Origin of the sequence: Halorubrum sp. SP9, assembly GCF_005435015.1 — an archaeon.
GTDB lineage: Archaea > Halobacteriota > Halobacteria > Halobacteriales > Haloferacaceae > Halorubrum > Halorubrum sodomense.
On the sequence record NZ_SGXU01000008.1, the window covers coordinates 65,080 to 86,842 of the forward strand.

Sequence of the window (21,763 nt, forward strand, 5' to 3'; positions counted from 1 at the left end):
CGTTTATATCGTGTCGGAGACACGGTGGTCCATGAACCGCGGGCAATCGTTCCTGCTCCTCCTCATGGGGTCGGTCGCGCTGTTGACCCTCTTCGTCATCCTCCCGTTCGTCGAGTACGTGATCGCCTCGGCGATCCTCGCGTTCGTCCTCTACCCGTTCCACCGGCGGCTCACCCGCTGGCTCCGGACGCGGGTCTCGGAGCGGTTCGGAGAGATGCTGTCGGCGCTGACCCTCATCCTCTCCGCCATCGTCGCCGTAATCTTACCGCTCGCGTACATCTCGTGGGTGTTCGTCCGGGACCTCACCGCCATCGCCGCGGGGGAGACCGCGATAGACGTCGCGGCGATCGAGGCGGAGATCGCCGCGCTCACCGGGCAGGACCCGGAGATCGGTGAGCTCCTTCAGACCGTCGGCGAACTGCTCGTCCAGACGCTGTTCGGCGGGTTCAGCGGGGTGTTGAACACGGCGATCCGCGCGTCCGTGGGGCTGTCGCTCGCGCTGTTCCTGGTGTACTACACCCTTATCGACGGCCCGGCGTTCGTCAAGTGGATCCGTGACTCGAGCCCGCTGCCGCCCGACGTCACCGCCGACCTCGTCGACCGCACCCACGTGATGACCCGGGGCGTCGTCATCGGCCACATCTCGGTGGCGCTCCTCCAGGCGTTGGTCGCCGGGCTCGGCCTCTGGGCGGCGGGCATCCCGAACGTGGTGTTCTGGACGTTCGTGATGGCGGTGCTGGCGCTGTTGCCCCTCATCGGCGCCTTCTTCGTGTGGGGGCCGGCGGCCGCGTACCTCGTGATCGTCGACCAGGTGACGGCCGGGATCTTCCTCGCGGCGTACGGCGTCGCGGTGATCGCGATGGTCGACAACTACGCTCGGCCGCTCGTCATCGACCAGCAGGCCCACCTGAACCCGGCCATCATCCTGCTCGGCGTGTTCGGCGGCATCTACTCCGTCGGGTTCACCGGCCTCTTCGTCGGCCCGATCGTGATCGGCGTGCTCGCGGCCACGCTGGAGACGTTCCGCGAGGACTACGACGCGATCTGAGCGGGATTTAAGCCCGTGCGCGGTCGAGAGCGCCCATGGCGACGACCGCGACCTCCCGACTCCCGGACCGACGCGACGCCCTCCGCATCGCCGCCGCGGCGGTCGCGGTCAACCTGATCGGCGCGCTCGGCGTCCCCTTCACGACAACCCAGAGCGCCTGGTTCGCGGCGCTGGAACTCCCGGCCTTCTACCCGCCGGGCTGGGCGTTCGGTGTCGTCTGGCCGGTGCTGTACGCGCTGTGCGGCGCCGCGGCCGCGCTCGTCTACCTCGCCGGGCGCGACGGCGCGGCGACGGCGGGACGCGTCCGGACCGCGCTCGCGCTGTTCGGCGTCCAACTCTCCGTCAACGTCGCGTGGTCGCCGGTGTTCTGGGGGCTCGAACGCCCCGACCTCGGACTCGCCGTCCTCGTCGTCCTCCTCCCGTTGGTCGTCGCGACGATCCGGGCCTTCGACCGCGTCGACCGCCGCGCGGCGGCGCTACTGCTCCCCTACCTCGCGTGGGTCTGCTTCGCGACCGCGCTCAACTACGCCATCTGGATGCTCAATTAGCGCCCGTCGGGCGGGGTTCGGTCGAGTTCGGGGGGCCCGCGCTCCAGTCGCTCGGCGACGAACCGGCGCTCCGCCGGCGTCAGTTCGCCGTCGGTCTCGCGGAACGCCGACAGCCCCTCGCGGTACCGCTCGGGGTCGACCTCCGCGGGCGCCGCGGCCGGTCGCTCCAGCTCCAGTTCGGCGATTCCCGTGCGTTCACCGGTGTACGCGAAGCCGCACTTGTGGCACGCCTCGTACGCGAACGGGTTGTTCACGGCGATCTTCACGCGTTCGAAGCCGGCGACCGCCAGGTCGGCGACGGTCTCGCCGATCAGCCGCGGGCCGATCCCCTCGCCGCGCCGCGCGGCGTGGACCGTGACGTACCGCAGCCGACAGCAGGCGGCGTCGGTGCGGTCGGGCGAAAAGGAGACGGCCGCGACCACGTCGTCGTCGAACGCATCGGGGTCGACCGTGTCCGGCAGCGGCTCGTCCGGCTCCCAGTCGGGCGCGGCCGGGCGCCCGTCCGGCGTCCGAATCACCGACTTCCCCGGCGCGCCGACGACAAACTTCCCGGCGTACGCGAACGCCCGGTAGTCGAGGCGGAGGGTCTCCCCCTCGTCGGGCGGACACACGAGCGCGTACTCCATGGGCGCCGTACGGCGGCGAGAAGGTAAATAGGGCGGTGGCTCTTTGTCCCCCGCGGCGCTCGTCTCGCCCATGTACGGAGTCGGTGACGTGGACTTCTTCGACCGGGTAGCGCCGCTGTACGACCTCGCGATGCCGCCGGCGGACGGCGAGGCGCTGGCGGCCGGCCTCGACCACGCCGCGCGGCCGATCGAACGGCTCCTCGACGTCGGCGGCGGCTCGGGGCGCGCGGCGGCCGCGCTCACCGGCCCGGAGATCACGGTCGTCGACGCTTCGGTCGAGATGCTCTCGCGTGCGCGTCGCGGCCGCGGGCTCGCGGGACTCGCGGCCGACGCGGGACGGCTCCCGTTCCGGGACGCGAGCGTCGACGCGGTGACGATCGTCGACGCGCTCCACCACCTGCCCGACCAGGACGCCGCGCTCGCGGAGGCGGCGCGCGTACTCTCGCCCGGCGGCGCGCTCGTCGTCCGCGAGTTCGACCCCGCACACCCGATCGGGCGGCTGCTCGTCGCCGGCGAACACGCGATCGGGATGGACTCGCGGTTCCGGACGCCGTCGGACCTCGCGGCCGCGATGGGCGACGCCGGCCTCGACCCGCGGACCGTCGACCGCGGCTTCGGCTACACGGTCGTGGGCGTTCGGCGCTGAGCCGTCGCGAGAAGGTCGATCCGGGTCGCTCGGTCGCCGCGCGATCCTCGTCGTCCCGGCTCAGTCGTGCGAGGCGCCGTGCGCGGCGTGGTCGTGGTCGTGTGACCCCTCCCCGTCGCCGGACTCGTCGCGGGTGTGCTCCTGTTCGCCGGAGCTCGTCTCGCCGAGCACCTCGGCTCCCTCCCCGTCGATCATGTCCATGTTCTTGAGGTTATCTCGCTCCTCGAAGTCCTCGACCGCCGACATCACGTCCGCCTGCGTGATCGTCATCCGGTCTTCGGTGAGCGCGCCGAGGACGGCCTCGCGGAGCACCATCCGGAGGTCGGAACCGGTGAGCCCGCCGGTCCGGTCGGCCACCTCCTCGGGGTCGAAGTCGGCGATCTTCATCTCCTTGGTCACCACGCGGAGGATGTCCGCGCGCATGTCGCGGTCCGGCTTGGGGAAGTTGACGATCTCGTCGAACCGGCGCCACGCGGCGGCGTCGAGCTGGTCCGGATGGTTCGTCGCGCCGATGAGGAGCACCTCGTCGCGAACCAGCGACACCTCGTCGATCGATTTCAGGAGCGTGTTGACGGCGCGCTTCAGGGCGGCGTGCTCGTCCGAGCGGCGGGTCTTCGCGACCGAGTCGAACTCGTCGATGAAGAGGATGCACGGCGAGAGCCGCTTGGCGACCTCGAAGCTCTTCTCGACGTTCTTCGACGTCTCGCCGAGGTACTGGCTCGTGATCATCGAGAGCTTCACCTCCACGAACGGGAGCCCGAGCTCGTGGGCGAGCGCGCGCGAGACGGTCGTCTTTCCGGTGCCCGGCGGGCCGACGAACAGCAGCTTGCCGATCTCGCGGAGGCCGATCTCCGCGAGGTACTCGCGGTGTTCGATCGCCTTGACGATCTTCTGGATCTCGCCCTCCTGGTCGCCGGTCAACACGAGGTCGGCCAGCGTCGTCTCGATCTCCTCGGGCGCCCGGACGTTGACGAGGTCGAGCATCTCTCCGTCCTCGTCCTCGTCGAAGTACTCCGCGAGCAGCGCGTCGATCCAGACGCGGTCGGCCTGGACCGGCCGCACGTCGTCCCTGGCTTCCTCGCGGGTCACCGGCGCGTCGAGGTCCTCGGCGGCCTCCATCGCGGCGACGATCGTCGGGTTCCCGGCGACGCGCTCGTCGTCCGCGCGGTCGCGGTACCACTCCAGCCCCATCGCCGGCTGCGTCAGCGAGATCTCGCCGGAGAACTCCGTCCGTTGGGTGAAAAGGAGGTCGGAGACCGCCTCCCACGGCCGCTCGACGCCGGTGGCGGTGCGGGTGGTCTCGTCCGTCGCCTTCAGCGGTCGCTCCACGCCGCCGGGGGCGTCGTCGGCGGCGTCGGCCGACCAGAACACCTGCCGAAAGCGGGGGGGCAGGTCGTTCTCGTCGAGGTCGCGGTCCTGCGTGTAGAAGTGCGTCGTCAACACGAACTCGACGACGTCGAGCGCCGGGTCACTCATCCGCGGCTAGTAGCGCCGGGACGCGGTTAAGAGCGTCGAAGCGCCGGCGGGAGACGGGCGGAAGCGCCGGCGGGAGAGGGATCTGCCGGAGCGTACGGGCGGTGGGCGAACCAGAGCGGAGGCGGACGGCGGGTGCGGGGGACCGGACGCCGTATCGAACCCTTATTAGCCCTGGTCTGTGACGTACCGCGCATGAGTTCCGACGACGCGACCACGCCGGGGGACCCCGCCGGCGACGACGCGAGCGAGACCGGCGGCGCGAGCGAGACCGACCACGAGAACGCGCTTCAGGACGTCATCGCGGTCGACCCCGACGACGCGGCGCAGGGCACGGTGAACCGACTCGACGCGCACACCGGTGACGGGATCCGTCACCGCGCGTTCACCTGCCTCGTCTTCGATCGGGACGGGCGGATCCTGCTGGCCCAGCGCGCGCCGACCAAGCGCCTGTGGGACGGTCACTGGGACGGCACGGTCGCCTCTCACCCCGTGGAGGGACAGTCGCAGGAGGCGGCTACCGAACAGCGACTGGCGGAGGAGCTCGGCATCTCGCCCGACCAGTACGACGACCTCCGGGTGACGGACAAGTTCGAGTACAAGCGCTACTACCCCAACGAGGGCGTCGAGTGGGAGGTGTGCGCGGTGCTGAAGGTCACGCTCAACGACACCGCGCTCGACCCGGACGACGACGAGATAGGCGGCATGCTGTGGGCCGACTACGAACACCTTCACGAGAACCCCGCGCTGTACCGGCAGCTCCGCCTCTGCCCGTGGTTCGAGATCGCGATGCGGCGCGACTTCTCCTGATCGGCCGGGTCCGCGCGTCACGGCCGAAGGGATCCACTCCCCCGACGCTCCCCGCTCGGACCGAAACGGCGACTTGAAGGCGCTCCCGCGCCGCGGTCCGATATGACCGTCGTCGCCCTGCTGGCGAACCCGCCCCGCGAGGGGCTCGTCGGAACCGCGATCGCAGAGTCGACGCCGCTGTCGCCCGCCGAGGCGGCCGACCTCTACGAGGCGGGGTTCCGCGACGCCGTCCTCGCGGTCGACCGCTCGGGCGGCGAGCTCCTCGTCAACTACCCCGACGAGGACGACCTCCCCGCGGAGCACCGGACCGAGACGAGCCCGGAGGCGGAGCTTCGAACGCTCGTCGCGGACACCCTCGGCGGGACCGACGAGGTCCGCTTCGAGCGGCAGGTCGGCTCCTCGTTCGGCGCGCGCGCCGGGAACACCGTCACGCACCTGCTGCGCGAGGAGGGCGCCGACTCGGTCGCGGTCGTCACCCCGACCGCGCCGCTGCTCTCGCGGACCGTCGTCGACTCGGCTGCGATGAAGCTGCGGACGACCGAGGTCGTCCTCGGGCCCTCGTCGAACGGCCGGGCGTACTACGCGGGCTTCACCGAACCGATCGACTTCGACGGCGCGTTCGCGGCGCCGGCGCTGCCGACGCTCGCGGAGCGCGGCCGCGACGCGGACCGCTCCGTCGACTTCGTGGAGCCGTCGCCCTCGCTGGAGACCGGCGAGGACCTGTTCGACGTGGTGCCGAACCTCCGGGCGCGGTTCGCCGCGGAGCGCGTGGTGCCCGACTACACGGCCGCGTTCGTCCACGAACACGGGCTCGACGTGGTCGTCGAAGACGGCGAGCAGCGATTGGTCCGGGACTGACGACCCCGGGCCGCGTCCGGGGTCGGACCCCCGAACTTTATTTCCGCACACGCCTAAATCGGCTGTCACGATGGCCCTCTCCCCGACCGACGCGCTCCGACGGGTGCTGTGGGGTCGCGAGCGGGACCGGCTCCGAGCGACGTGGCGGATCCTGCTCGGGTTCGTCGTGGTTCTCGGCGTGCTGCTCGGCGGCGGCCGCCTCCTCGGACGAGTCGACGTCCCGAGCGTGCTGGTCAACGGCCCGGTGGCGCTGCTCGTCGCCGCCGCCGTCGGGGCGTACGCGCTGGTGACCTCGCTCGTCCCCGGCGAGCGCCCCGTCGGCGGGTACGGCCTCGCGCTCGACCGCCGCTGGGCGCGCGACTTCCTCGCGGCGGTCGTCGTCGGATGCGTCGCCCAGGGAGTGTTCACGGCCCTGCTGCTCGCGACCGGCACCGGCCGCGTCGTCGAGACGCTCTCGGCCGGCGTCGCGAGCGGTGGCGGAGCTCCGGCGGTCGCCGTCGCGGTCGCGGCGACGGCGGTCGCGTTCGCCGCCGTCGGGCTCTGGGAGGAGCTGCTCTTCCGCGGGGTGTTCGTCCTCAACGCGAGCGAGGGGCTGGCCGCCCGAGGGTTGTCGCCGGGACGGGCGGTCTGGGCCGCCGGCGCGGCGAGCGTGCTCGCGTTCGGGCCGGCGCACGCTGTCGTCGCCGCGCAGGGCGCGACTCCGCTGTTCGCCGCCGGACAGGCGATAGCCGCGGTGGTGTACTTCGCGGTCGCGTACGTCCTCACCGGGAGTCTCGCGTTCCCCGTCGGGATCCACTTCGCGACGAACTTCTGGGTCGCGTCGGTGGCCGGACAGGCCGGCAGCGGGTTTCCGGCGCTCGTCCGACTCGAACGGGACCTCGGGGCGGGGGCGGTCGAGCTGCTGTTGGTCGTCCTGCCGACGGCGGTGCTGCTCGGCCTGATCCTCGCCTGGGTCCGCGTGACGCGAGGAGCGGTCTCGCCCGACGAGTCACTGTCGGCGTCGGTCCGACGCCGATACGGGTCGGCCGCCGGCGAGTAGACCGCGACCCCTCGTCCGGCGCGCTCCCTGAGACACCTCGTCGCGGTCGTCAGGCGAGAAGCCGCGAGAGCGATAGCTTCAAACTCCTCGGGAGCGATCCTTCGACAACGCCTCGTCGCGGCGGAATTCGGCGGTTTCGGTGACGGTCGCGCGGCCGCAACGCCAACGGGCGGCCGGCCCCCGGACCGGACGACGGCGTCGAGACGGTCGAGTTGGTGGGATGGCAGAGCGGCCCATTGCGCCTGCCTTGAAAGCAGGTAGCCTCACGGCTTCCTGGGTTCGAATCCCAGTCCCACCGTGTCGAGCGCGGCGCACTTTCGCGCCGCGCGAGAACCGTGCGAGATTCGAATCAGAGAGCGGCGCGGGCTTCACTCCGTCTTGAAACCGGAAGTGGTTACGGTTCGCTTCGTCCGTCGATTTCCGCTCGGCGCCGCGCGTCGTCGGTGCTGACGCCCCGAACCGCAACACTACCGGTACCGGTCGCGGCCGCCGGATAACACCCGAGTCCGGTGACCCGTGGTAGCGCGTGCCGCATTATCTTTAACAGCGTTCCGACACATGTTCGTGGTAGGTGATACAGACATGAGCTACGAACTCGATCCGCTGCCGTACGATTACGACGCGCTGGAACCCCATATCTCCGAGCAGGTGCTCGAATGGCATCACGACACCCACCATCAGGGGTACGTCAACGGCTGGAACTCGGCCGAAGAGACGCTCGAAGAGAACCGTGAGTCGCACGACTTCTCTTCGTCGGCCGGCGCCATCCGCAACGTGACCCACAACTCCTCGGGGCACATCCTCCACGACCTGTTCTGGCAGAACATGTCGCCGGAGGGCGGCGACGAGCCCGAGGGCGCGCTCGCGGACCGCATCGCAGAGGACTTCGGCTCGTACGAGGCCTGGAAGGGCGAGTTCGAAGCCGCTGCGGGCAACGCGAGCGGGTGGGCGCTGCTGGTGTACGACACGTTCTCGAACCAGCTCCGCAACGTCGTGGTCGACAAGCACGACCAGGGCGCGATCTGGGGCGGTCACCCGATCCTCGCGCTGGACGTCTGGGAGCACTCCTACTACCACGACTACGGGCCGGCTCGCGGCGAGTTCGTCGACAACTTCTTCGAGGTCGTCGACTGGGAGGAGCCGTCGTCCCGCTACGAGCAGGCCGTCGAGCTGTTCGAGTAAGCGCGTCCCTCGGGACGCGTTACGCGCGTCGAGATCCGCGTTTTTTCACAGGACGTTGCCCGGTTAGTAACCGGTTCGTTCGGGCAGAGTGGTTGACTCTTGGTTATCGATGGGACGGCGGTGAACACCTCCAAAGCCCCGGCCGCGAGGACTCGCGCGACTCGCTGCGGTCCTCGGTCGGTCGCTTCGCTCCCTCCCTGCGGTCCTTCCGTCGTCGTGCTTCGCCCTCGCGGCAGCGTGGCGCGACGCGCCACGGGCAGCCGGCGGCGAAGCCGCCGGCGACTGCCCCTCTGAGTCCCGCCCCGCACAGCACCGCCCCGCGCCTCACGCCTCCCCAGCCTCGTCGGCCGGTCTCCGCTTCGCTCCGACCGGCCGACTCCCTCGCACGGGCTCCTCGCAGCCGCCTTCGGCGGCCGCTCGGAGGCACGCGCCACCACACCGGATCGAGCGTCATCGGATCGATTCGGGTCGTATCGGCAGCGTTTACGGACGCGGTCGCGTATCCCCGCGCATGCCCGAACCGAAGTCGGCGTTCGACGCCACCTACCCGTGCGACTTCTACGAGCCCGCGGAGCTGTTCGAGCCGGACCAGATGTACACTATCCCGGAGATCGGTCGCCTGCTCCAGGGACTGGAGCCGGACGCCGAGGTCGACCCCGACACCGAGGCGGTGCTCGTCGACTGGGCGGTCCCGTGGGTGATGGTCCACGCGGCGGACATGGTGATCGCCGAGCCGCTGAGCGAGGACGGCCCGGGGTACTACGGGCTCGCGGATCACGCCGCTCCGGACGACAGCGAGGCGACCAACGTCGACGAGTCCGCGTGACCGGGGACGCCTCCGATCCGCCGGTCTACCTCGTCGCCGGCGGCGCGCGCGTCGACGCCGGCAAGACCACCTTCTCGGCGGGGCTGGTCGCGCACCTCGCGGAGCGAGCCGGCGACGCGGTCGGCGTCAAGCCCCGCGCGGGCAACGACTACTGGTTCGACCACGACGACTACCGGGTCGCGACCGACGCGGGCCGGCTCTACGGGAAGGACGCGCGCACCCTCGCGGCCGCGAACACCCGCGCGCCGGCGACCGTCGACGACGCCTCGCCGTCGCCCTCGGCCGTCACGCCCGAATCTATCAACCCCGTCCACCGGCTCTGGAAGCCGACGCCGGGCCGGACCGGGATGCTCGGCGACGCCGACCGCACCTCCCTCTGCGACCGGGTGACGACGGAGTCCGGGACACGCTTCGTCGTCAACGGCGCGGCCGAAGACGCGGGGCTGCTCCCCGACGCCCTCACCGAGCGCCTCCCGCTCGCGGACGCGACCCGGGTGCGCGACGTGCCCGAGTTCAACGAGGCGATGGCCGAGGCCCACCTCCCCGCGATCGAACGCCTCGCCGAGCGCGTCGCGCGGACCCCGGTCCCGGTCGTCGTCGAGTCCTACGCCGACGTGGCCGGGGCCCTCCCTCGAGACGGACCGGTCGCGCCCGACGCCGTCGCCGTCGTCGACCCCGGCCGCGCACGGATCTACGCGGGCGACCGCTACGCGAAGGCCCGCGCGGTCGCCGCCGGGAGCCCTCGCGAGGGGACCCGCGAGGAACACGTCGGCGCGGTGACGGGGATGATCGAACCGCTCGCGGCCGTCTCGCTCCCGGCGCTTTCCGGCGACGTCCGAGGCGACCCCGACCGCGTCGCGACGGCGTACGAGTCGGCGTACGCGGCGCTCACCGGTACCGTTGAGTCGTGAGAAGTCACCGCCGCGCGGCCCGCGCTCAGGCGTTCCGCTTCGTGTAGTGTTCCAGCGCGGACTCGATCGACGAGAGGTCCGCGTTGACCCGGCCGTCCGCGACGCGCATGAACCCGGGCGTGTACGACGACGAGTAGTCGAATATCCGGTTGACGGCTCGCTTGGGCGCTGAGACGGCGTTGAACTCGGTGACGGTGTACACTCGGGTAGTCGGGAACGCGGTCCAGAACGTGCCGCTCGCCCAGCGGTCGTCGTCCGCGAACGCCTCGCCGACGCGGCCGGTCCCGACGTACTCGTCGTCGGCATAGAACAGGAGCAGGTCGCCCTCGCTCATCTTCTCGAACGTCGAGCCGTTGCCGCTGTCGTCGTCGACGGCCCACAGGCGGACCTCGTCGAGGTCTGCGAGGGGCTCTGGGCGATCCGGGTAGTCGGTGAGATCGACCGGGGACCGGACCGTTCGGTCGAAGTTCTCCGGGTCTATCGGGACCAGGAAGACGTTCTCGCTCATTACCCGTCATTTCGCCGGCAGGGGTTTAAAGCCGTTCGTTGATGCGTCAGGTCGAGCCCCGTCGGGTCACTCCTCGTCGTCGGCGTACAGCCGGTCCATCCGCGCCGCCATCACGAAGTCGGCGCGCGTCAGGCCCCCGACCTCGTGGCTCCACAGCTCGATCCCGACCTCGCCCCACGACAGCGCGATGTCGGGGTGGTGCCACTCCCGTTCGGCGAGCTCGCCCACGTCGTTCGTGAACGCCAGCGCCGTCTCGAAGTCGGGGAACTCGTAGCTCGCCTCCAGGTGGTGGTCGTCGACGACCTCCCACGCGTCGCCGAGTTCGTCGACGTAGTCGGCGCACTCGTCGGCGTCGAGCGGCTCCGCGTCGTCGCCGGCCGGTTCGACCGGTTCGTCCGCGAGCGGTGTGGACATACCTTACGTTGGGCGACGAACGGTTTGTACCTTCCGCGGGCGAGCGGAGGGGAGAGGTCGGCGGGCGCGGACCGGAGGGTCACCGGAACCGCGAGAGGGCGTCACGGACCGCCCCGCGGAGTCGGGCGAAGCGTCCGTCGCCGCGTCCGTCGGCCGTTCCTCCTCCGTCCGCACCCGGATCCGAGAGCTCCCAGCCGGCCTTCTCGGCGGCCTCGACGACCCGCAGGTACTCGTAGCCGGTCTCGGTCGCGACGCGCTCGTCCGCGCGGGTGGTGCCGACGAACACGCACCGCGGGGCGGCGCTCTCCTCGCGGATCTCCGCCAGCGTTCCCCACTTGTCCCAGTTCGTGAGCTCGTAGTCGTTGTCGAGGCCGTGGTCGCGGGCGAACGACGCGACCGCGTCCGCCTCGTTCGCGACGATGCCGACGTGGCGGCTCCACCGTCGCGCGTCGGCGAACGCCGCGGCCGGGTCCGCGAGCGAGCGCGCGGCGCCGAGCGAGAAGACGAGCGTCACCTCGCCGTCTCCGGGGGTCGTCGCGTCGATTCCCATCCCGACCGGACCCTGACGGCGCGCGGACTAAACGCTGTGGGGAGGCTTATGTCCGGGCGCCTCCTCGCCCCGACGATGGAGTTCGAATCCACCTTCGGCACGGCCGCGCCGCTCCTGGGCATGGTCCACCTCCCGCCGCTGCCCGGGGCCCCCCGAGCGCCAGACGACGGCCGCGAGGCGATGCGCGCGGCGGTCGACCGGGCGGCGAGCGACGCAAGAGCCCTCGACCGCGGCGGCGTCGACGGGATCGTGATCGAGAACTTCGGCGACGCGCCCTTCTACCCCGACGAGGTCCCGCCGCACGTCGTCGCCGCCGTGACCCGCGCCGCGACCGCGGTCGCCGCGGAGACCGATCTCCCGCTCGGGATCAACGTCCTTCGGAACGACGCCGAGGCGGCGCTGTCGGTCGCTGCCGCGGTCGGCGCCGACTTCGTCCGCGTGAACGTCCACACCGGCGCCCGCGTGACCGACCAGGGGATCGTCCAGGGACGCGCCCACCAGACGCTCCGCTTACGCGACCGTCTCGGCGTCGACGTCGGCGTCTTCGCGGACACCGACGTGAAACACTCCGCGCCGCTGACGCCCGAGGGGCACACCGCGGAGTCGTTCGCGGACACCGCCGAGCGCGGCCTCGCGGACGCCGTCATCGCCTCCGGCGCCGGGACCGGCGAGGCGGTCGACACGGAGGCGCTGGAAGCGGTCGTCGCGGAGCGCGAACGACACGGCCTCGACACGCCGGTCCTCGTCGGCAGCGGCGTCACGCCGGAGACGGTCGCCGACCTGCTCGGCGTCGCGGACGGCGCCGTCGTCGGCACCGCGCTCAAGGAAAACGGTGAGACGACGGCCCCGGTCGACGCCGACCGCGTCGCGCGGCTCGTCGCGGCGGCCGACGCCGTGCGCTAAGCCCGTTCCGCCGCCACCCGACCGCTCGCTACCGGCTTCCGTCGGGGCCGAGTCCCCGCTCCGCGAGGAACGACTCGACCTCGCTCCGCGTCGGGAGTCCGGGCTGCGTGAACCGGCTCGTGCAGTTGATCGCGGCGACCGCGGCCGCGAACCTGACGCCGGGGACGACGCCGCCGCGGTCCCCGTGCGACTCCGCGGCCGCCTCCGCCGACGGTCCCGCGATCCACCGGTCGATCAGCCCCGCGGTGAACGCGTCGCCGGCGCCGGTCGCGTCGACCGTCTCGACGTCGAACGCGTCGACCTCGGCCACCTCGCCTCCGGCGATCGCCGTCATGCCGTCCGCGCCGCGCGTGAGGACGGCGCGGGGCCACGTCTGGCCGCGTCGCGACCGCGACTCCGAGCCGGGTTCGGACGCGACCGCTCGGCGCTGCGCGGCCGCGATCCGTTCCACCGCCGCCTCCGCCGAGCCGAAGAACGCGGGCGCGGCGACGCCGCCCGCGACGAACAGGTCGGAGCGGTGGAGGAACCGATGGACCGTCGCCGGTTCCGTCCCGCGCCCGACCAGCTCCTCGACCGGCCCGGAGAGGTCGAAGACGAGCGCCGGCGGCTCGCTCGCGGTTTCCCCGTCCGCCCCGCTGGCCCCCTCGGCAGAACGCTCCCGAAGCGACTCGATCCGGTCGAGCACTCGCCGCGCCGCGGGGTCCGGGGCGTAGGCGGTGAGGAAGACGGCGTCGGCGTCGCCCATCGCCGCGAGCGCGTCGTCGTCCGGCCGGAGTCCGCGGAAGCTCTCGCCCGCCGTGACGATCGCGCGCTCGCCGTCCGGATCGCGGAGGATCAGCGACCGGGTGTGTGAGTCGTCACAGACGGCGACGTGGCTCGCGTCGACGCCGGTCTCGTCGAGGTACTCCAGCGCGCGCCGCCCGTACTCGTCGTCGCCGACGCGGCTGACGAGCCCCGCATCGCGTTCGAGACGGTCGAGCGCGACCGCGACGTTCGCGCCGACGCCGCCGAACGCGGACGTGACCTCGCGGGCGAACGCGCCGCCGTCGGGCTCGGGGAGGTTGCTGACGGCGTACCACTCGTCTATCGCCGCGGCGCCGATCGAGAGGACGGCGGGCGTACCGCCGTCGGGTCCTCCCGCGTCGCCGTCGTCTGGTCCTCCCGCGTCGCCCGGGTCCGATCCCGTCGTCACGAGTCGTCGAAGAAGGACTCGTGGACGGTCATCACGGCGTCGACGGCGATCGGTCCCTCGACCGTCGTCTCGCCGTCGGCGCGCCGGATCACCTCTTCGAGGGGGATCGGCACCACGTCGGCCGACAGTCCGCCGAGCGTCTCGCCGTCGACGCCGAAGACGACCCGCCCGATCCCCGCGTGGTGGATCGCGGTCGCGCACATCGGACACGGCTCCGTGCTGGCGTACATGGTACAGTCCGCAAGCTCGTCGGCGCCGAGCTCGCGCGCGGCCCACCGCGCGAGCGTCAGTTCCGGGTGCGCCGCCACGTCGCCTTCGCTGATCGTCTCGTTGCGCGCCTCGCGGACGACCTCGCCGTCGACGACGAGCAGCGCGCCGAACGGCGTGTCGCCGGCCTCGACCGCCTCCTCGGCCAGCCTGATCGTTCGCTCCACGTACTCCCGGTCGGTCGGATCCTCGGGCAGATCGTCGAGGTCGTGGTACTCGCCGAGGTCGCCGGGCTCGTCCGCGTCTGTCATACCACCCCGTTCGCCTCGGGGCACCTAACGGTTGGTACCGTCGTCGTCCGACGGGCTCGTGCGGTCGGCGCGCGGCGACCCTCCGTCCGCCTCGTCTGGGGCTGTCGCGGGGTCTTCCGCGCTCGTCCCCTGCGATTCCCGCACGTCGCGCAGGGCGTCGACCGCGTCGTCGGTGGCGGTCGCCGTTCGCGTTTCGGTCGCGGCCTCGGGGTCGAGGCCGTCAGGCTCGTCGCCGCCGTCAGCGTCGCCGCCGTCAGCGTCGTCGGCGTCAGCGTCGGTCGCGTCGTCTCGACCGCTCGATCCGTCCGGATCGTCGGCGTCGTCGTCGTCCGCGCCGAAGAGCCACGCGCGGACCGCGTCGATGAATCCCATGAGTCGGTGTGGTTCTCGTCAGTAGTTCTTGAAAAGCAGCGCGCGCACGTCGTCTTTCGTCCGCGCCGTCTCGACGCTCCCGTCAGGGAGGTCGACCTCGTACCGCGCGTCGCCGTCCGCCTCCCGCCACTTGTCGCCGTGTGTGTCGAGGAGGCTCATCATCGCGTCCAGTTGGCCGGCGCCGCCGTCGTCGCTGTCGTCGGCCGCGTCGTCTCCGGTCGCGTCGTCTCCGGTTGCGTCATCTCCGGTCGCGTCGCCCTCGACCGCGTCGTCTTCCTCCGCGGAGTTCTCTCCGTCACCGGCGGGTTCAGCCGCGTCGAGGCCGATATCGACGCGCGCGAAGGGGTCGGCGGCGAGGCGTTCGGCCGCGTCCAGGATCGCGTCGATCAGGTCGTCCTTCGTCATCTCGCTGCGTCCCGCGACGTCGAAGGCGGTCGCGATGTCGGAGAGGTCCATCGGGTCCTCCGGATCGGGGTCGCTGCGCCGCCGGTTCCGCGCCGCGAGGAGTTCGCGGGCGCGGTCGCGGTCGAAGGGATCGGCGTCGGGCGTCTCGTCGCCGCCACCGTCGCGCGTCGGCTCCGCGACGCGGTCGGCGTCGTCGACGGCGTCCGCGAGGTCGAGCAGGTACGCGAGCGCGTCCTCGCGGTCGACGGAGGCGTACGGGCCGGCGTGGGCCGCTGCCAGCTCCTCGCGGAGCGCTTCGATCCGGTCCGCGTGATCGTCGGTGATGTCGAGCGTGGGCATGGGTGGGGTAGGCGTTACCGGTCCTCCTGAAAGCGCGCGAGCGCGTCCGCCCAGCTCTCGGCGAACTCCGGCTCGCCGGAGTGATCGGCCTCGACGTCGGCGTAGCCGCAGTCGTCGCAGGCGACGGCGGTGGCGCCGCCGAGCGACAGCTCCGACAGGTCGCCGCCGCAGCGGGGGCACTCGTGCGACACAGACTCTCGCGTGGGACCTCGTCGCCCGCGGTGAAAAACGCACGGGTCGGGGGCCGCCGGATGTTGATGGAGGCCGCCGGATGTTGATGGAGGCTGCCGGATGTCGATGGGAGTCCCCAGATCTCGATGGGAGCCGCCGGAGCCCGACGGACGCTCGGGACTCGGGCGAACGGGGCCCCGATCGGAGCGATCGGGGGTAACAGTCTTTACACTCGGCGGAAACGTTCGAACATGAGCGAAGCGGACGCCGAGAACGTCCTCATGGAGTACTACCGGCGATACGTCGGGGACCCTGACCGGACGATCGACGTGTACGCCGGGTTCGGGCTGTTCTTCACCGGTATCGCGCTTGGGGTGATCGGGGTCGTCGTGTTCCTCTACAGCGCGACGCTCGACCCGACCGCGCTCTCGACGTACGGGGTCCGCGAGGTCGCCGCCGTCGCGGCCGCGGTCGGTCTCCCGACGCTGCTTTTCGGCATCGTCGTCCTCCTGCCGGTCGACCGCCGGATGCTGTACCTCGCGGGCGCCGGGATCGCGATCACCCTCGCCGGGACCGGCGCGTTCACCTGGGCGTACCCGTACAGCTGGAACGTCGCCTCCGGCCCCGAGTACAGCGCGCAGGTCGTCGCCGTCTACAGCGTCGGGCTCGTGGCGGTCATCGGCGCCACGGGCGGCGCGCTCGTGGCCCATCGGGTCGAACGCGCGACGGGCGGTACGGGCGCTCCCGGAACTGGCGCCGAGGCGGACGCCGGCGGCGGGTCGGGCGCGGAAGCGACCGGGACCGGGGACGAAGCGGTCACCGAGGAGTCGGTCCGCGCCGACATCGAGCGCGAACTGGAGGACGCGGAGCTGACGTGGGGCGGCGTCGAGCGCTCCGAGACGCGCCGGCTGGAGCTGAACACGAGCGCGGTCGACGAGGCGGACGTCGACACCGAGAAGCTGGCGGGCTCCGCGACCGAGACGCGGACGACCTCCGGCACGGTCAACGACGCGGTTTCGGAGCTGAAGGGCCTCCAGGGCGGGGACGTGAAGACCGACAGCGGCCAGGGCACCGACGACCAGGCCGCGAAGCTCCGCGAACTGCGCGAACAGCAGCGGAAGGAGGCCGAGGCGGACGACGAGGAGGGCTCGGTCGTCGACAGGATCAAGGGACTGTTCGGCTGAGGGGGCGCGTCGCGCTCGATACCGCCGACCGTCTCGACGGGGACGGCGGCTTCCCGGAGGCGGCCGGCGCTCGGGCTCCGTCGCCTGCGACCTCGTCGCACCGGCCTCGGACCGCCGCCGGCCTCCCGCTTCGTCATCCGGAATTCGCGTACCCGAGCGCCGACGCCGCGACGAGCGCGGTCGGGAAGAGCGCGAAGACGAAAAATCGGAGGCCGACGCGCGGACTCAACGCGAGGTACGTCAGCGCGACGCCGAGCAGTGCGGAACAGAGGAGGATCAGAACGTCCAGCCGCCGACGGACACCGGCACTCATGCCTCCGTGCTACCGCGCACGGGGTGAAAACGGGATCGGTGAGCGACCCGCTTCGCGGACGCCGGCGGCCGCCGTCTTCCCCCATTTATATACCTCCCGCCGCGTAGTTCGGGCGTGTCTCGCGTCACCGTCAGCATCGACCCGCACGTCCACTCCGAGGGCAGCTACGACGGCCACGAGCCGGTCGAGCTGATTCTCGAACACGCGGCCGAGATCGGGCTCGACGCGGTCGTCATCACCGACCACGACGTGATCCGCGAGTCGAAACGCGCCGCGGAGATCGCTTCGGAGTACGGACTCATCGGGATCCCCGGCGTGGAGGTGTCGACCGCGCACGGCCACCTGCTCGCGATCGGCGTCGATCGGATGCCGCCGCGCGGGCGCTCGTACGCCGAGACGGTCCGCTGGATCCGCGACCGCGGCGGCGTCGCCGTCGTCCCCCACCCGTTCCAGCGCTCGCGCCACGGCGTCCGCCAGCGCAACATTCCGACGCCCGGCCCGGACGACGGCGACGCCGCCGCGGGCGACGCTCCGGCGTCGGGGAGCGATCCGGCGGACGACGCGGACCCGGAGCCGAAGCCAGCCGCGGCGGTCGCGGAGGTCGACGCCGTCGAGGTGTTCAACGCCTGGCTGTTCACGGGGTACCGAAACCGACGCGCGCGCCGGTTCGCGGCCGAACAGGGCTACCCCGGCGTCGCCGCGAGCGACGCGCACCACCTCCGGTACGTCGGCCGGGCGTTCACGGAGCTGGACGTCGAGGGGCGGGAGTCGGCGGCCGAGGTCACCGCGGACGACGTGCTGGCGGCGATCCGCCGCGGTACGACGACCGTCGAGGGGCGGCGGGCGCCCATCCGGATGGCGGCGAAACACTACGTCGGCGCGGCCGGGCGCCGGTCGGCGTACTACGCTCGGACCGGCGCGGCCCGAGGCGCTCGGGCCACCGAGCGGACGACCCGCGACGCGTTCACGGCCGCGAAGGTCGCTGCCCTCCAGTCGGTCCACCGCACCCGGCGGCTCCTGTCCTGGTTCGCCTGACGGGGCGCGGCACGGCCGCCGCCGGGAGGGGAGCCGGCGCCGGCGCCCGCGGAGAACGGGGTTTTTGCCCGCGGCCGCGAATGTATTCCCATGAGCCACGACAGACGCGAGTCCGGGTTCAAGCGGCGGACCCGGGTCGCGGACGCGAGGGCGACGCTGCTCGACGCCGCCTCTCCCCACGACCGGACGGAGTCGGTCCCCGTCGAGTCGGCCGACGGCCGAGTCGTCGCCGAACCGATCGACGCCCCGGCACCGGTGCCGGGGTACGACCGCGCCGCGATGGACGGGTACGCGGTCCGCGCGAGCGACACCTTCGCCGCGGGCGACCGCTCGCCGGCGGTCCTCGCGGCCAAGCCCGCCGAGGCCGACGCGGTCGCCCCCGGCGAGGCCGCGCGCGTCCACACCGGCAGCGCGGTGCCCGAGGGCGCGGACGCGGTCGTGATGATCGAACAGGTGGAGGCGGTCGGCGACGAGGTGGAGGTGTTCGACGCGGTCGCGACCGGCGAGAACGTCGGCGAGGCCGGCGAGGACGTCGCCGACGGCCAGCGCCTCTACGAGCCCGGCCACGTCCTGCGTCCCTCCGATCTGGGCCTCCTGCGCTCGGTCGGTCTCGACCGGATCCGCGTCAGGGAGCCGCCCGAGGTCGCCGTCATTCCGACCGGCGAGGAGCTGGTCGAGTCCGACCCCGGCCCGGGCGAGGTGATCGAGACGAACGGGCTCACCGTCTCGCGGCTGGTCGAGCGGTGGGGCGGCGAGGCGCGCTACCGCGACGTCGTCACCGACGACTCGGACGCGCTCCGCGAGGCGGTCGCGGCCGACCTCGACGCCGACGTGGTCGTCACCACCGGCGGCTCCTCGGTGGGCGAGCGAGACCTGATCCCCGAGGTCGTCGACGGGCTCGGCGAGGTGCTGGTCCACGGCGTCGCCCTGAAGCCCGGCCACCCCGTGTGTCTCGGGCGCGCGGAGGGGACCCCGGTCGTGTCGCTGCCCGGCTACCCGGTCGCGTGTATCGTCAACGCCGCGCAGTTCCTCCGTCCCGCGATGAAGCGCGCCGGCGGGACCGACGCCGAGCCGTTTCCGACTCGGCGGGCGACGCTCTCACGGAAGGTCGCGAGCGAGCCCGGCGTGCGGACGTTCGCGCGAGTGAGCCTCTCGGAATCGGACGAAGGCGGGAATTCGACTGAAACCGGCGACGGCGACGCGGACGACGACGCGCTCCCGACCGCGACGCCGACGCGCGCGAGCGGCTCCGGCATCCTCTCCAGCGTCGCGCTCGCGGACGGATGGGTCGTCGTGCCCGAACCGCGAGAGGGGCTCGACGCGGGCGACCCCGTCGACGTCGAGCTGTGGGAGGTGACGCCGTGAGCGACCGCAAGGAGTTCCGCGACCTCGCGACGCCGGCGGCCGCCCGCGAGGCGATCGCGTCGCTCGACCTCTCGCCGTCGCCGGAGACGGTCCCGCTGCGGGAGGCCCGCGGGCGCGTCCTCGCCGATCGCGTCGACGCCGCCGTCGACGTCCCCGGCTTCGACCGCGCCTCGATGGACGGCTACGCGGTGCGGGCGCGCGACACCTTCGGCGCCGACGAGGCCGACCCCGCCGAACTCGACCTGGTCGGCGCGGTCCACGCCGGCGCGGCGCCCGACGTGACCGTCGACCCGGGCGCCTGCGCGGAGGTGTCGACGGGCGCGGTGATGCCCGACGGCGCCGACGCGGTCGTGATGGTGGAGCGGACGGACGAGGTCGACGCGGGCGACGACGGCGGGTCGGGCGAGGGCGACGCCGCGACCGACGACGCCTCGCGGATCGCGGTCCGCACGTCGGTCGCGCCCGGCGACCACGTGATGACCGCGGGGACCGACATCGCCGCCGGCGCCCGCGCGCTCGGCCCGGGCACGCGGCTGACGCCCCGCGAGATCGGCCTGCTGTCGGCGCTCGGCCTCGACGAGGTCCCGGTGAAGGGGCGCCCGCGCGTCGGGATCGTTTCCACCGGCGACGAACTCGTGCGGCCGGGCGACGAGCTCGACCCGGATCGCGGCGAGATCTACGACGTGAACTCGACGACGATCGCCGCCGGCGTCGAGGAGGCGGGCGGCGAGCCGGTGCTGTACCCGCACGCCGGCGACGACTACGACGAGATGGAGCGGCTGCTCCGCCGGGCGGCCGACGAGTGCGACCTCGTTCTCTCCTCGGGGTCGACCTCGGCGAGCGCGGTCGACGTGATCTACCGCGTGATCGAGGCGCGCGGCGAACTGCTCCTCCACGGCGTCGCCGTCAAGCCCGGCAAGCCGATGCTCGTCGGACGGCTGGACCGTACCGACGAGGCGGACGACTCCCGGGGGAGCGAGTCCGCGTACATCGGCCTCCCCGGCTACCCGGTGTCCGCGCTCACGATCTTCCGGACGTTCGTCGCGCCCGCGATCCGCGAGGCGGCCGGTCAGCCCGAGCCCGCGACGGCGACCGTCGAGGGCCGGATGGGGGTCGAAGAGCGGTACGCCGAGGGCCGCCTGCGGCTGATGCCGGTCGGCCTGCTCAACCTCGACGAGGCCGCGACGGCGGCGGCCGACGACCGCCCGCTCGTCTACCCGGTCGACAAGGGCTCTGGCGCGACGACGAGCCTCGTCGAGGCGGACGGCGTCGTCGCGGTCGACCCGGACACCGAGTACCTCGACGTCGGCGAGACGGTCTCCGTCGACCTGTTCTCGCCCGACGTGCGCCCGCCGACGCTGCTCGGCGTCGGCGAGGACGACCCCGCGCTCAACCGCCTGCTCGACCGGCTCGACAACCCCCGGTACCTCGCCGTCGGCTCGCGCGAGGGGCTCCGCCGCCTCCGCGACGGCGTCCCCGACGTGGCGGTGACCGCGGGACCGACCGACCGCGACGTCGACGCCGAGGTCATCGGCGGGTGGGCCCGCGAGTGGGGGCTCGTCGTCCCCGAGGGGAACCCAGAGGCTGTTTCGGGGCCCGCCGACCTCGTCGACCGCGACCTCCGCTTCCGGAACCGACAGACCGTCTCGGGCCTCCGGAGCAGCCTCGACGCCGCCCTCGACGACCTCGCGAGCGAGCGCGACGCCGACCGCCGCGCGCTCGCCGAGCGGATCGACGGCTACGAGCGCACCGCGAAGGCGTTCGAGAGCCCGGTCCGCGCGGTCGCCGCCGGCGACGCGGACGCCGGCCTCGGCCTCCGCGAGACGGCCGAGCGGCTCGGCTGCGGGTTCGTCTCGTTGGGCGAGCAGTCGGTCGTCGTCCGGGCGGCCGCCGACCGCGTCGAGCGCGAGCCGGTCGCGGCGCTGGCGGCGGAGCTCCGCGGCGGCGAGGGCGATGACGGCGGCGCGGACGCGGCCGAGAGCGGTCCCGACTTCGACGCGATCCTGGCCGACCTCCCGGGCTACTCGCGGAACAGCCGGAACGACCCCTGACCGACGACGACCTCCGAGCGGTCGCCGTCGGCCCCGTCATCTTCACTCCCCCCGCCGCCGGCGGTGACGGTCATCTCGCTGACGCCGATCGACCCCCCGGCCCTGACCACCTCGGCCTCCGCGCGGAGGTCGCCGTCGGCGGGGCGGAGGTAGTTCGCGTTGAGGTTCACCGTCGCGACGCCGCCGTCGAGCGGGTCCTCGAACGTCGTGCGCTGAGCGACGCCGCCGGCCGTGTCGATCAGCGTCGCCGCCACGCCGCCGTGGATCGTCCGCCCGTCGGCGTTGGTGAGCTTCTCGTCGAAGGGGATCGAGAGCACGACCCGCCCGCGCTCGATCGCCTCGACCGACGTGTTCAGCCACGAGAGGTAGCCGTGATCGTCCTCCAGCTTCCGCTCGACGAACGCCGTCGCCCCGTCCGGCAGCGGATCCATCGCCGCGATCTCCGTGCGGTCCATGTTCCGTGGGACACGCCGGGA

The 21,763-nt window shown here is 72.5% G+C and carries 26 protein-coding genes and 1 tRNA gene; 15 read left to right on the forward strand and 12 right to left on the reverse strand.

All coding sequences use genetic code 11. From position 1 onward, the window contains the following. The first annotated feature begins 31 nt into the window (after nucleotides 1-31). Together EXE45_RS06690 and EXE45_RS06695 are read left to right on the forward strand one after the other, a co-directional pair. On the forward strand, nucleotides 32-1,048 hold the full coding sequence (locus EXE45_RS06690; protein WP_092921774.1) for an AI-2E family transporter: 1,017 nt from the start codon (nucleotides 32-34) through the stop codon (nucleotides 1,046-1,048). Between the two features lie 35 nt (nucleotides 1,049-1,083). After that, nucleotides 1,084-1,596 (forward strand): TspO/MBR family protein, encoded by a 513-nt coding sequence (locus tag EXE45_RS06695; protein ID WP_137693873.1) that lies wholly within the window; start codon nucleotides 1,084-1,086, stop codon nucleotides 1,594-1,596. Here EXE45_RS06695 and EXE45_RS06700 read toward each other — a convergent pair. Beyond that, nucleotides 1,593-2,222 carry a GNAT family N-acetyltransferase gene (locus EXE45_RS06700; protein WP_092921777.1) on the reverse strand — a complete coding sequence of 210 codons (630 nt, stop codon included), beginning with the start codon at nucleotides 2,220-2,222 and terminating at the stop codon, nucleotides 1,593-1,595. The genes EXE45_RS06695 and EXE45_RS06700 overlap by 4 nt on opposite strands. A 70-nt stretch (nucleotides 2,223-2,292) precedes the next feature. Between EXE45_RS06700 and EXE45_RS06705 the strand changes: the two genes are divergently transcribed. Beyond that, entirely contained in the window at nucleotides 2,293-2,868 is a 576-nt protein-coding gene (locus EXE45_RS06705) for a class I SAM-dependent methyltransferase (protein ID WP_137693874.1), read from the forward strand. Nucleotides 2,869-2,928: 60 nt separating this feature from the next. Here EXE45_RS06705 and EXE45_RS06710 read toward each other — a convergent pair whose 3' ends face one another. After that, nucleotides 2,929-4,344, reverse strand: coding sequence for an ATP-binding protein (locus tag EXE45_RS06710; RefSeq protein WP_092921781.1), 1,416 nt, complete (start codon nucleotides 4,342-4,344; stop codon nucleotides 2,929-2,931). A gap of 192 nt (nucleotides 4,345-4,536) precedes the next feature. On the opposite strand from EXE45_RS06710, the gene idi reads away from it, so the two are divergent. The 7 genes from idi to EXE45_RS06745 all read left to right on the forward strand — a co-directional run bounded on the left by idi (nucleotide 4,537) and on the right by EXE45_RS06745 (nucleotide 9,967). Further along, complete coding sequence (idi, locus tag EXE45_RS06715) at nucleotides 4,537-5,151, forward strand: isopentenyl-diphosphate Delta-isomerase (protein ID WP_092921783.1); 615 nt, start codon at nucleotides 4,537-4,539, stop codon at nucleotides 5,149-5,151. 102 nt (nucleotides 5,152-5,253) lie between these two features. Continuing rightward, nucleotides 5,254-6,009: a DUF2064 domain-containing protein gene (locus EXE45_RS06720; protein ID WP_092921785.1), complete on the forward strand. Its 756-nt coding sequence runs from the start codon at nucleotides 5,254-5,256 to the stop codon at nucleotides 6,007-6,009. Between the two features lie 70 nt (nucleotides 6,010-6,079). After that, on the forward strand, nucleotides 6,080-7,048 hold the full coding sequence (locus EXE45_RS06725) for a CPBP family intramembrane glutamic endopeptidase (protein WP_137693875.1): 969 nt from the start codon (nucleotides 6,080-6,082) through the stop codon (nucleotides 7,046-7,048). Between the two features lie 214 nt (nucleotides 7,049-7,262). After that, nucleotides 7,263-7,346: transfer RNA gene (locus EXE45_RS06730), tRNA-Ser, on the forward strand. A 284-nt stretch (nucleotides 7,347-7,630) separates the two neighbouring features. Further along, nucleotides 7,631-8,230, forward strand: a complete 600-nt coding sequence (gene sod / locus EXE45_RS06735; RefSeq protein ID WP_137693876.1) for a superoxide dismutase — start codon at nucleotides 7,631-7,633, stop codon at nucleotides 8,228-8,230. A gap of 511 nt (nucleotides 8,231-8,741) precedes the next feature. Next, nucleotides 8,742-9,056: a DUF5827 family protein gene (locus tag EXE45_RS06740; RefSeq protein ID WP_092921791.1), complete on the forward strand. Its 315-nt coding sequence runs from the start codon at nucleotides 8,742-8,744 to the stop codon at nucleotides 9,054-9,056. After that, entirely contained in the window at nucleotides 9,053-9,967 is a 915-nt protein-coding gene (locus EXE45_RS06745; protein ID WP_137693877.1) for an ATPase, read from the forward strand. The genes EXE45_RS06740 and EXE45_RS06745 overlap by 4 nt, the downstream gene beginning before the upstream one ends. Before the next feature lie 25 nt (nucleotides 9,968-9,992). Here EXE45_RS06745 and EXE45_RS06750 read toward each other — a convergent pair whose 3' ends face one another. The 3 genes from EXE45_RS06750 to EXE45_RS06760 form a co-directional block, all read right to left on the reverse strand. Continuing rightward, entirely contained in the window at nucleotides 9,993-10,475 is a 483-nt protein-coding gene (locus EXE45_RS06750) for a hypothetical protein (protein ID WP_092921795.1), read from the reverse strand. A gap of 66 nt (nucleotides 10,476-10,541) precedes the next feature. Further along, complete coding sequence (locus tag EXE45_RS06755; protein ID WP_092921797.1) at nucleotides 10,542-10,889, reverse strand: 4a-hydroxytetrahydrobiopterin dehydratase; 348 nt, start codon at nucleotides 10,887-10,889, stop codon at nucleotides 10,542-10,544. Between the two features lie 79 nt (nucleotides 10,890-10,968). Then, on the reverse strand, nucleotides 10,969-11,439 hold the full coding sequence (locus EXE45_RS06760; protein ID WP_092921799.1) for a hypothetical protein: 471 nt from the start codon (nucleotides 11,437-11,439) through the stop codon (nucleotides 10,969-10,971). A 75-nt stretch (nucleotides 11,440-11,514) separates the two neighbouring features. Here EXE45_RS06760 and EXE45_RS06765 point away from each other — a divergent pair, with 75 nt between their 5' ends. Beyond that, nucleotides 11,515-12,342, forward strand: a complete 828-nt coding sequence (locus EXE45_RS06765) for a BtpA/SgcQ family protein (protein WP_137693878.1) — start codon at nucleotides 11,515-11,517, stop codon at nucleotides 12,340-12,342. 28 nt (nucleotides 12,343-12,370) lie between these two features. Here EXE45_RS06765 and EXE45_RS06770 read toward each other — a convergent pair whose 3' ends face one another. The 5 genes from EXE45_RS06770 to EXE45_RS20375 are packed head-to-tail and all read right to left on the reverse strand — an operon-like array spanning nucleotide 12,371 to nucleotide 15,359. Continuing rightward, nucleotides 12,371-13,534: a carbohydrate kinase family protein gene (locus EXE45_RS06770; protein WP_137693879.1), complete on the reverse strand. Its 1,164-nt coding sequence runs from the start codon at nucleotides 13,532-13,534 to the stop codon at nucleotides 12,371-12,373. Beyond that, nucleotides 13,531-14,052: a nucleoside deaminase gene (locus EXE45_RS06775; protein WP_137693880.1), complete on the reverse strand. Its 522-nt coding sequence runs from the start codon at nucleotides 14,050-14,052 to the stop codon at nucleotides 13,531-13,533. Before EXE45_RS06775 ends, EXE45_RS06770 begins: the two co-directional genes overlap by 4 nt. A gap of 24 nt (nucleotides 14,053-14,076) precedes the next feature. Next, nucleotides 14,077-14,424, reverse strand: a complete 348-nt coding sequence (locus EXE45_RS06780) for a hypothetical protein (protein ID WP_137693881.1) — start codon at nucleotides 14,422-14,424, stop codon at nucleotides 14,077-14,079. An 18-nt stretch (nucleotides 14,425-14,442) separates the two neighbouring features. Next, nucleotides 14,443-15,168 (reverse strand): Rho termination factor N-terminal domain-containing protein, encoded by a 726-nt coding sequence (locus EXE45_RS06785; RefSeq protein ID WP_137693882.1) that lies wholly within the window; start codon nucleotides 15,166-15,168, stop codon nucleotides 14,443-14,445. A gap of 14 nt (nucleotides 15,169-15,182) precedes the next feature. Beyond that, nucleotides 15,183-15,359: a hypothetical protein gene (locus EXE45_RS20375; protein ID WP_167603389.1), complete on the reverse strand. Its 177-nt coding sequence runs from the start codon at nucleotides 15,357-15,359 to the stop codon at nucleotides 15,183-15,185. Between the two features lie 231 nt (nucleotides 15,360-15,590). Here EXE45_RS20375 and EXE45_RS06790 point away from each other — a divergent pair, with 231 nt between their 5' ends. After that, nucleotides 15,591-16,523, forward strand: coding sequence for a permease (locus tag EXE45_RS06790; RefSeq protein WP_137693883.1), 933 nt, complete (start codon nucleotides 15,591-15,593; stop codon nucleotides 16,521-16,523). A gap of 133 nt (nucleotides 16,524-16,656) precedes the next feature. Here the strand turns inward: EXE45_RS06790 and EXE45_RS06795 are convergent, their stop codons facing one another. Then, entirely contained in the window at nucleotides 16,657-16,836 is a 180-nt protein-coding gene (locus tag EXE45_RS06795) for a hypothetical protein (RefSeq protein ID WP_092921813.1), read from the reverse strand. 114 nt (nucleotides 16,837-16,950) lie between these two features. Between EXE45_RS06795 and EXE45_RS06800 the strand changes: the two genes are divergently transcribed. The 3 genes from EXE45_RS06800 to EXE45_RS06810 all read left to right on the forward strand — a co-directional run bounded on the left by EXE45_RS06800 (nucleotide 16,951) and on the right by EXE45_RS06810 (nucleotide 21,287). Continuing rightward, nucleotides 16,951-17,871 (forward strand): CehA/McbA family metallohydrolase, encoded by a 921-nt coding sequence (locus EXE45_RS06800; RefSeq protein ID WP_137693884.1) that lies wholly within the window; start codon nucleotides 16,951-16,953, stop codon nucleotides 17,869-17,871. A gap of 90 nt (nucleotides 17,872-17,961) precedes the next feature. Continuing rightward, on the forward strand, nucleotides 17,962-19,236 hold the full coding sequence (glp, locus tag EXE45_RS06805) for a gephyrin-like molybdotransferase Glp (protein ID WP_137693885.1): 1,275 nt from the start codon (nucleotides 17,962-17,964) through the stop codon (nucleotides 19,234-19,236). Next, nucleotides 19,233-21,287, forward strand: coding sequence for a molybdopterin biosynthesis protein (locus EXE45_RS06810; protein ID WP_137693886.1), 2,055 nt, complete (start codon nucleotides 19,233-19,235; stop codon nucleotides 21,285-21,287). The genes glp and EXE45_RS06810 overlap by 4 nt, the downstream gene beginning before the upstream one ends. Here EXE45_RS06810 and EXE45_RS06815 read toward each other — a convergent pair. Continuing rightward, nucleotides 21,257-21,742, reverse strand: a complete 486-nt coding sequence (locus EXE45_RS06815; protein WP_137693887.1) for a PaaI family thioesterase — start codon at nucleotides 21,740-21,742, stop codon at nucleotides 21,257-21,259. The genes EXE45_RS06810 and EXE45_RS06815 overlap by 31 nt on opposite strands. Nucleotides 21,743-21,763 lie beyond the last annotated feature (21 nt).

What these genes read in the sequence shown, in the direction of transcription:
- idi (WP_092921783.1), top strand. Translation starts at nt 4,537, where the DNA reads ATGAGTTCCGACGACGCGACCACGCCGGGGGACCCCGCCGGCGACGAC.
- EXE45_RS06750 (WP_092921795.1), bottom strand. Translation starts at nt 10,475, where the DNA reads ATGAGCGAGAACGTCTTCCTGGTCCCGATAGACCCGGAGAACTTCGAC.
- EXE45_RS06700 (WP_092921777.1), bottom strand. Translation starts at nt 2,222, where the DNA reads ATGGAGTACGCGCTCGTGTGTCCGCCCGACGAGGGGGAGACCCTCCGC.
- EXE45_RS06790 (WP_137693883.1), top strand. Translation starts at nt 15,591, where the DNA reads ATGAGCGAAGCGGACGCCGAGAACGTCCTCATGGAGTACTACCGGCGA.
- EXE45_RS06755 (WP_092921797.1), bottom strand. Translation starts at nt 10,889, where the DNA reads ATGTCCACACCGCTCGCGGACGAACCGGTCGAACCGGCCGGCGACGAC.
- glp (WP_137693885.1), top strand. Translation starts at nt 17,962, where the DNA reads ATGAGCCACGACAGACGCGAGTCCGGGTTCAAGCGGCGGACCCGGGTC.
- EXE45_RS06785 (WP_137693882.1), bottom strand. Translation starts at nt 15,168, where the DNA reads ATGCCCACGCTCGACATCACCGACGATCACGCGGACCGGATCGAAGCG.
- EXE45_RS06690 (WP_092921774.1), top strand. Translation starts at nt 32, where the DNA reads ATGAACCGCGGGCAATCGTTCCTGCTCCTCCTCATGGGGTCGGTCGCG.
- EXE45_RS06760 (WP_092921799.1), bottom strand. Translation starts at nt 11,439, where the DNA reads ATGGGAATCGACGCGACGACCCCCGGAGACGGCGAGGTGACGCTCGTC.
- EXE45_RS06705 (WP_137693874.1), top strand. Translation starts at nt 2,293, where the DNA reads ATGTACGGAGTCGGTGACGTGGACTTCTTCGACCGGGTAGCGCCGCTG.
- EXE45_RS06780 (WP_137693881.1), bottom strand. Translation starts at nt 14,424, where the DNA reads ATGGGATTCATCGACGCGGTCCGCGCGTGGCTCTTCGGCGCGGACGAC.
- EXE45_RS06740 (WP_092921791.1), top strand. Translation starts at nt 8,742, where the DNA reads ATGCCCGAACCGAAGTCGGCGTTCGACGCCACCTACCCGTGCGACTTC.
- EXE45_RS06775 (WP_137693880.1), bottom strand. Translation starts at nt 14,052, where the DNA reads ATGACAGACGCGGACGAGCCCGGCGACCTCGGCGAGTACCACGACCTC.
- EXE45_RS06795 (WP_092921813.1), bottom strand. Translation starts at nt 16,836, where the DNA reads ATGAGTGCCGGTGTCCGTCGGCGGCTGGACGTTCTGATCCTCCTCTGT.
- EXE45_RS06710 (WP_092921781.1), bottom strand. Translation starts at nt 4,344, where the DNA reads ATGAGTGACCCGGCGCTCGACGTCGTCGAGTTCGTGTTGACGACGCAC.
- EXE45_RS06815 (WP_137693887.1), bottom strand. Translation starts at nt 21,742, where the DNA reads ATGGACCGCACGGAGATCGCGGCGATGGATCCGCTGCCGGACGGGGCG.
- EXE45_RS06695 (WP_137693873.1), top strand. Translation starts at nt 1,084, where the DNA reads ATGGCGACGACCGCGACCTCCCGACTCCCGGACCGACGCGACGCCCTC.
- EXE45_RS06765 (WP_137693878.1), top strand. Translation starts at nt 11,515, where the DNA reads ATGGAGTTCGAATCCACCTTCGGCACGGCCGCGCCGCTCCTGGGCATG.
- EXE45_RS06720 (WP_092921785.1), top strand. Translation starts at nt 5,254, where the DNA reads ATGACCGTCGTCGCCCTGCTGGCGAACCCGCCCCGCGAGGGGCTCGTC.
- EXE45_RS06725 (WP_137693875.1), top strand. Translation starts at nt 6,080, where the DNA reads ATGGCCCTCTCCCCGACCGACGCGCTCCGACGGGTGCTGTGGGGTCGC.
- sod (WP_137693876.1), top strand. Translation starts at nt 7,631, where the DNA reads ATGAGCTACGAACTCGATCCGCTGCCGTACGATTACGACGCGCTGGAA.